Consider the following 5,933-nt stretch of genomic DNA (forward strand, 5'->3'; position numbering starts at 1 on the left):
AACCAAAAGGCCGTCTGAAACTTTTAATGTTTCAGACGGCCTTTTATTTTTGATGTTTATGATTGTTTTCTTAATTGCGGATGGTTTTCCAATGTATCAATGATGATTTCAATCATGCGTGGGGCAGTTTGCGCCAAATCGAAGCCTTGACCTGAAGAAAGCCAGCGCCAAATCAAGCCGTCTAATGAAGACTTGATGAAGATGACCGCCATGTCGATATCTAAATTATCCGCCAACGCTTTTTGTTGTACCACATCAGTCAGAACGGCAACGATTTTTTCACGCCATAGCGATTGGTGTTTTTTAGCGATGGCAATGACCGCCTCGTTTTGCTCGGTGTGTTCGCATTTTAAAAACAAAATGCTATGGAATTTATAGTGAAGCTCGTTGTGTTGCAGGCGCTCGAAAAAACGGGTCAGAGTCAGTCGGAAGCTTGACCAAGCCTGTTCGTTATTATTGTTCGAGTCTTCTTTTATGCAGCTTTCGATGTCGTCGCAAATCCGTTGGAACAAGGCGTCAAACAAATCTTCTTTGTTTTTGAAATGCCAATACAGCGCGCCGCGCGTTACGCCTGCGGCTTGGGCGATTTCGTTGAGCGAGGTGCGGGCAATGCCTTTCTGATAAAACGTATCCAATGCGGCAAGCATGAGATATTCTTTGGTTTTTAAGGCTTCGGTTTTGGTTCTTCTCATAGTTGTTTTGTGGGGAATGTAAATTTATGGTTCGGATTATAAAAAATTACTTCTGAACATGCAAGAATGTATGTATAATTTAATTCAATACTTGATAGTGTTTCTCAACACTATATAATCAGCCTGTTTTTCATAAAAGCAGGCAATTTCTGTTTGCGAAATATGAGATTAAAGTAAGCAATTTTTAATCAGTCAAACCCTTATTTATCATAGAGATAGGAAAATTATGGCTCTTTATGCTTCTAAAATGATGCGTGTCGCGGCAATCGCAGTAGCTACTGCGTTGGCACTTTCCGCTTGCGGCAAAGGTGATGAAAAAGCAGCCGGCCAACAGGCGCAAGGCAGTCAGCAACAGCAAAAACAACCTGCGCCTGAAGTCCGCGTGGTTACTGTACATCCGGAAACCGTTGCATTGACAACCGAGTTGCCGGGCCGTCTGGAATCATTGCGTACTGCGGAAGTTCGCGCCCAAGTCGGCGGTATTTTGCAAAAACGCCTGTTTCAAGAGGGCAGCTATGTGCAAGCCGGTCAGCCTTTATATCAAATCGACAGCTCATCTTATGAAGCAAACTTAGAAAGCGCACACGCCCAGTTGGCGAGTGCGCAAGCTACTTTGGCTAAAGCGAATGCCGACTTAGCCCGCTACAAACCGCTGGTTGCCGCCGATGCCATCAGCCAACAAGAATATGATGCGGCCGTAACCGCCAAGCGCTCAGCCGAAGCAGGCGTCAAATCCGCTCAAGCAGCCATCAAATCTGCCGGTATCAGCCTGAACCGCTCCCGCATTACTGCGCCGATTTCCGGCTTTATCGGTCAATCTAAAGTTTCTGAAGGTACGCTGTTGAATGCCGGCGATACCACTGTTTTGGCCACCATCCAACAAACCAACCCGATGTATGTCAACGTTACCCAATCTGCCAGTGAGGTTATGAAACTGCGTCAACAGGTTGCAGAAGGCAAATTGTTGGCGGCAAACGGCGCGATTGAAGTGGGCATCAAATTTGACGATGGTGCGGTTTATCCTGAAAAAGGCCGTCTGCTGTTTGCAGATCCGACTGTTAACGAAACGACCGGCCAAATTACATTGCGCGCCGCTATTCCTAATGACAAAAATATCTTGATGCCGGGCTTGTATGTGCGCGTGTTGATGGAACAAGTGGCAGTGGATAATGCATTTGTAGTGCCGCAACAAGCAGTTACCCGCGGTTCGCAAGATACGGTGATGGTGGTGAATGACAAGAGCGAAATGGAAGCGCGTGTCGTGACCATTGCCCAACAGCAAGGTAGCAATTGGGTGATTACAGACGGCCTGAAAGACGGCGACAAAGTGATTGTTGAAGGCATCAGCATTGCCGCTATGTCGGGTGCTAAACAGGTAACGCCGAAAGAATGGACGCCGCCTGCAAGTGCTGCGGCAGCAGCACCGGCAGTTTCAGATGGCCAGGCTGCATCCGAGGCCAAGCCTGAAGCTAAAGCTGCATCTGAAGCTAAATAAGGAACGCGTGAATGTCTAAGTTTTTTATTGACCGCCCCATTTTTGCATGGGTTATTGCGATTTTTATCATCGCAGCGGGTATTTTCGGCATTCAAAAACTGCCGATTTCCCAATATCCGTCCGTTGCTGCACCGACCATTACTTTGCGCGCTACTTATCCGGGCGCTTCTGCTCAGGTAATGGAAGACAGCGTACTGGCCGTTATCGAACGTAATATGTACGGTGTGGAAGGTTTGGACTATATGACGACTTCTGCCAATTCCAGCGGCAGCGGCAGCGTCAGTCTGACGTTTACACCGGAAACCAATGAAGATTTGGCGCAGGTAGACGTGCAGAACAAATTGTCGGAAGTGTTGTCCACATTGCCCTCTACCGTACAGCAATATGGTGTAACCGTATCTAAAGCGCGTTCCAACTTCTTGCAAGTGGTCATGCTTTCTTCTGAAAAGCAATCCATTGAGGAAATGAACGATTACGCCCAGCGCAATATCATTCCTGAACTGCAGCGTATCGACGGGGTAGGGCAGGTACAATTGTTTGGTGCGCAACGCGCCATGCGTATTTGGGTTGACCCGAAAAAACTGCAAAACTACAACCTGTCTTTTGCTACGGTAACCAATGCGCTTGCGACACAAAATATCCAAATTTCTGCAGGCTCTATCGGTTCTTTGCCGGCGGCTGCAGGTCAGACTATTTCAGCAACTGTGACGGCGCAAGGTCAGCTGAGCACTGCTGAAGAGTTTGGCAACATCATTTTGGTATCCAATACCGATGGTTCTAATGTCTATCTGAAAGACGTTGCCAAAGTCAGCTTGGGTATGCAGGACTATTCTACTTCCACACGTTTGAACGGCGTGAATACCACCGGTATGGCAGTGATGCTGTCCAACAGCGGTAACGCTTTGGCAACGGCGACTGCCGTGAAAGAAAAAATGGCAGTTTTGCAGAAGTATTTTCCAGACGGCATGAGCTGGAAAGTTCCTTACGATACTTCCAAATTTGTGGAAATTTCGATTGAGAAAGTGATCCATACGCTTTTGGAAGCCATCGTATTGGTATTCTTAGTGATGTATCTCTTCCTGCAAAACATCCGCTATACGCTGATTCCGACCATTGTTGTACCGATTTCCCTGTTGGGCGGTTTTGCCTTTATCTCATACATGGGTATGTCGATTAACGTATTGACCATGTTTGCGATGGTATTGGTGATCGGTATTGTGGTCGATGACGCGATTGTGGTCGTTGAAAACGTTGAGCGTATTATGGCGAGTGAAGGTCTGTCGCCTAAGGCTGCAACCAAAAAAGCGATGGGTCGGATTTCCGGCGCGGTGATTGGTATTACTGCCGTGTTGATGTCCGTATTTGTTCCGCTGGCAATGTTTAGCGGTGCAACAGGTAACATTTACAAACAGTTTGCCTTGACCATGGCGGCATCGATTGCATTCTCCGCATTCCTTGCCTTGACGCTGACTCCGGCATTATGTGCCACCATGCTCAAACCGATTCAGAAGGGTCATCACGAAGAGAAAAAAGGTTTCTTCGGTTGGTTTAACAAAAAATTCGACAGCTGGACACACGGCTACGAAGGCTGGGTTGCCAAAGTCTTGCGCAAGACTTTGCGCATGATGGTTGTCTATATTGGTTTGACTGTTGTGGGCGTATTCCTGTTTATGCGTCTGCCGACTTCCTTCTTGCCGACTGAAGACCAAGGTAACTTGATGTTGAGCGTACAGCTGCCTGCCGGCGCGACCAAAGAGCGTACCGATGCAACTTTGGCTCAAATCACTCAGCTGGCAAAATCTATACCTGAGATCGAGAACATTATTACCGTTTCCGGCTTTAGTTTTAGCGGTTCCGGCCAAAACATGGCTTTGGGCTTTGTCATTCTGAAAGACTGGAGCGAACGTACTGCTCCGGGCAGCGATGCGACTTCTATTTCCGGTAAGTTGACCGGTATGATGATGACTACGCTGAAAGACGGTTTCGGTTTGGCGATTGTGCCTCCTGCCATTATGGAATTGGGTACAGGCTCCGGCTTGACGATTTACCTGCAAGACCGTAACAACAGCGGCCATGCTGCATTGTTGGCCAAGCGCAATGAGTTGATTGACAAAATGCGTAAAAGCGGTTTGTTTAACCCAAGTACCGTTCGTGCGAGCGGTTTGGAAGATGCGCCGCAGTTGAAAATCGACATCAACCGTGCCGCAGCAGCCGCACAAGGTATTTCGTTCTCTGATATCCGTACTGCCTTGGCTTCTTCTTTGGGTTCGTCTTATGTCAACGACTTCCCGAATCAAGGCCGTCTGCAACGCGTAATGGTACAAGCTGATGCGAGTGCCCGTATGCAGCCTGCCGATATTCTGAACCTGACTGTGCCGAACAAATCCGGTGTTGCCGTACCGCTTTCTACCATTGCTACTGTTTCTTGGGAAAATGGTATGGAACAAAGCGTCCGCTTCAATGGCTATCCCGCTATGGAGATCTCCGGCTCGCCTATCAGCGGCGTATCTTCCGGCCAAGCAATGGCTGCGGTACAGCAAATGGTTGATGAAATGGGCGGCGGTTACAGTCTGGAGTGGGGCGGTCAGTCTCGTGAAGAGGCCAAAGGCGGCTCGCAAACTGTCGTGTTGTACGCATTGGCCGCTGCCGCTGTATTCTTGGTATTGGCTGCTTTGTACGAAAGCTGGTCTATCCCGTTGGCGGTTATCCTTGTGATTCCGTTGGGCTTGATTGGCGCGGCATTGGGCGTGACCGGTCGTAACATGTTTGAAGCACTGCTGGGCAGTATTCCGGCATACGCCAACGATATCTACTTCCAAGTCGGTTTCGTTACGGTGATGGGTTTGAGTGCGAAAAACGCGATTTTGATTATCGAGTTTGCCAAAGACCTGCAAGCGCAAGGCAAGAGCGCGCTTGAAGCTGCGCTTGCCGCCGCACACTTGCGTTTCCGTCCGATTATCATGACCTCGTTCGCCTTCATCTTGGGCGTGGTACCGCTTTATGTTGCCAGCGGTGCCAGCTCCGCCAGCCAACGTGCGATTGGTACGACCGTGGTCTGGGGTATGTTGATCGGTACGATTCTGTCTGTGTTCCTTGTGCCTTTGTTCTATGTGGTTGTGCGCAAATTCTTTAAAGAAACCGCACACGAGCATGAGATGGCCGCCAAACACGCCGCTGAAGCCGGCATGATTGAAGACGGTAAACACGATTCAGACAAGCACTAAAGCAAAGGCCGTCTGAAAATTTTCAGACGGCCTCAAAATGCTAAAGGATTCTAAAATGAAGAAGATTACATTCAAACCTGTACTGACCGCCGTTGCCGCAGCTGTGGCTTTGTCGGCCTGTACCATGATGCCGAAATATGAGCAGCCTCAAGTTGCCGTTGCCGATACGTTTAAATACGACACTGTTGACGACGGTATCCGCGCCGCTGAATTGGGTTGGCAAGACTACTTTGCCGATCCGCGCCTGCACCGCTTGATCGACATCGCATTGGAACGCAATACCGATTTGCGTACAGCCGCGCTGAATGCGGAAATCTACCGCAAGCAATACATGATTGCGCGTAATAATTTGTTGCCAACCGTCAATGCCAGCGGTACAGGTTCGCGTCAAGGCAGTTTGAGTGGCGGCAGCGTTAGCAGCCAATACAGCGTGGGTTTGGGCGCAGCCTCTTATGAGCTTGACCTCTTCGGCCGTGTCCGCAGCACCAGCGAAGCCGCGTTGCAAGGTTATTTTAATGTGGC

General features: G+C 49.0%; 4 protein-coding genes. 3 read left to right on the top strand and 1 reads right to left on the bottom strand.

The features are described from left to right. Positions 1 to 56: 56 nt before the first annotated feature. On the bottom strand, positions 57 to 692 hold the full coding sequence (gene mtrR, locus ACTHUE_RS09635) for a multidrug efflux system transcriptional repressor MtrR (RefSeq protein WP_440361289.1): 636 nt from the start codon (positions 690 to 692) through the stop codon (positions 57 to 59). 226 nt (positions 693 to 918) lie between these two features. On the opposite strand from mtrR, the gene ACTHUE_RS09640 reads away from it, so the two are divergent. The 3 genes from ACTHUE_RS09640 to ACTHUE_RS09650 all read left to right on the top strand — a co-directional run. Further along, positions 919 to 2,187 carry an efflux RND transporter periplasmic adaptor subunit gene (locus ACTHUE_RS09640; protein WP_440361290.1) on the top strand — a complete coding sequence of 423 codons (1,269 nt, stop codon included), beginning with the start codon at positions 919 to 921 and terminating at the stop codon, positions 2,185 to 2,187. 11 nt (positions 2,188 to 2,198) lie between these two features. Then, positions 2,199 to 5,411 (top strand): efflux RND transporter permease subunit, encoded by a 3,213-nt coding sequence (locus ACTHUE_RS09645; RefSeq protein WP_070829651.1) that lies wholly within the window; start codon positions 2,199 to 2,201, stop codon positions 5,409 to 5,411. Positions 5,412 to 5,466: 55 nt separating this feature from the next. Then, on the top strand, positions 5,467 to 5,933 hold a 467-nt coding region (locus tag ACTHUE_RS09650), incomplete at its 3' end, for a TolC family protein (RefSeq protein ID WP_440423364.1).

It is taken from the genome of Neisseria sp. P0021.S005 (assembly GCF_051956955.1).